Consider the following 1,760-nt stretch of genomic DNA (forward strand, 5'->3'; position numbering starts at 1 on the left):
CCGGCCGCGGGCGCCCGGTCGCTGGCCGCGTCGCACCGACACGTGGTCGCCGCCAACCGGGTCGGCATCCCCGCGCAGGTGCACGAGGAGTGCCTCACCGGGTTCGCCGCGTGGCAGGCCACCGCGTACCCGGCGCCGCTGTCCTGGGGCGCGTCGTTCGACCCCGAGCTGGTCAGCGAGATGTCGGGCCTGATCGGCCGCTCCATGCGCGCCGCGGGCGTGCACCAGGGGTTGGCGCCGGTCCTGGACGTCACCCGCGACTACCGCTGGGGCCGCACCGAGGAGACCATCGGGGAAGACCCGTACCTCGTCGGCACGGTCGGCACGGCGTACGTGCGCGGCCTGGAGCAGTCCGGGATCGTGGCCACGCTCAAGCACTTCGCCGGCTACTCGGCCTCGCGCGCCGGGCGCAACCTCGCCCCCGTGGCCATCGGCCCCCGCGAGTTCGCGGACGTGGTCCTGCCGCCGTTCGAGATGGCCGTGCTCGACGGCGGCGTGCGGTCGGTCATGCAGTCCTACACCGAGATCGACGGCGTGCCGTCGGCCGCCGACGCCGGGCTGCTCACCGGGCTGCTGCGCGACACCTGGGGTTTCGACGGCACGGTGGTCGCGGACTACTTCGCGGTCAAGTTCCTCCAGACGCTGCACGGGATAGCCGAGGACGAGGCGCACGCCGCCGCGCTGGCCCTGGCCGCGGGAGTGGACGTCGAACTGCCGACCGTGCGCTGCTACGGCACGCCGTTGCTGGACGCGGTCCGGCGCGGCGACGTGGACGAGGCGCTGGTCGACCGCGCCCTGCGCCGCGTGCTGCGGCAGAAGGTCGAACTCGGCCTGCTCGACCCCGACTGGTCCCCCCTGCCCGACGACGTCGACGAGCTGCGGCTGGACTCGCCGGAGGGCCGGGACGTCGCGCTGCGCCTGGCCCGCGAGTCCGTGGTGCTGCTGACCAACGACGGCGTCCTGCCGCTGCGCCCGGGCGTCCGGCTCGCCGCGGTCGGCCCGCTGGCGGACGACCCGATGGCGATGCTGGGCTGCTACTCCTTCCCCGCGCACATCGGCGTGCACCACCCGGACGCCGGGCTCGGCCTGGAGATCCCGACCGTGCTGTCGGCGCTGCGTGACGCGGTGGGCGGCGAGGTGATCCACGTGAAGGGCTGCGACGTCACCGGCGAGGCGGACCCGGAGCAGGTCGCGGCCGCCGTGAACGCGGCGCGGGCGGCGGACGTGTGCGTCGTCGCCGTCGGTGACCTGGCCGGCCTGTTCGGCCGCGGCACGTCCGGCGAGGGCTGCGACGCCACGGACCTGCGCCTGCCCGGCGCGCAGGCGGACCTGGTCCGCGCGGTCCTGGCCACCGGGACGCCGGTCGTGCTGCTGCTGATCACCGGACGCCCCTACGCGATCGGTGACCTGGCCGACGGCGCGGCGGCGGTCGTGCAGACCTTCTTCCCCGGGCAGCTCGGCGGCCGGGCCGTCGCGGACGTCCTCACCGGCGTCGTCGCGCCCTCGGGCAGGCTGCCGGTCGGCATCCCGGCCGAGGCGTCCGGCCAGCCCGGCACCTACCTGTCCGCACCGCTCGGTCGGCGCAGCGAGGTGTCCAACGTCGACCCGACGCCCGCGTTCCCGTTCGGCCACGGCCTCGGCTACGGCACGTTCACCTGGTCGTCCGCGCGCGTGGTGTCGGGCGGCGACCCGTGGACCACGGACGGCGAGGTCGAGCTGGAGCTCGACGTGCGCAAACCCGGCACCCGTCCCGGCGCGGA

General features: G+C 75.6%; 1 protein-coding gene. It reads left to right on the plus strand.

Features of this window, described 5'->3' with window-relative positions:
* Positions 1–1,760 (plus strand): glycoside hydrolase family 3 N-terminal domain-containing protein (locus tag AB0G02_RS38460; RefSeq protein ID WP_360804914.1); only part of this gene is annotated, 1,760 nt, incomplete at both ends.

Origin of the sequence: Actinosynnema sp. NPDC023658 (assembly GCF_040639995.1) — a bacterium.
Taxonomy (GTDB): domain Bacteria; phylum Actinomycetota; class Actinomycetes; order Mycobacteriales; family Pseudonocardiaceae; genus Actinosynnema.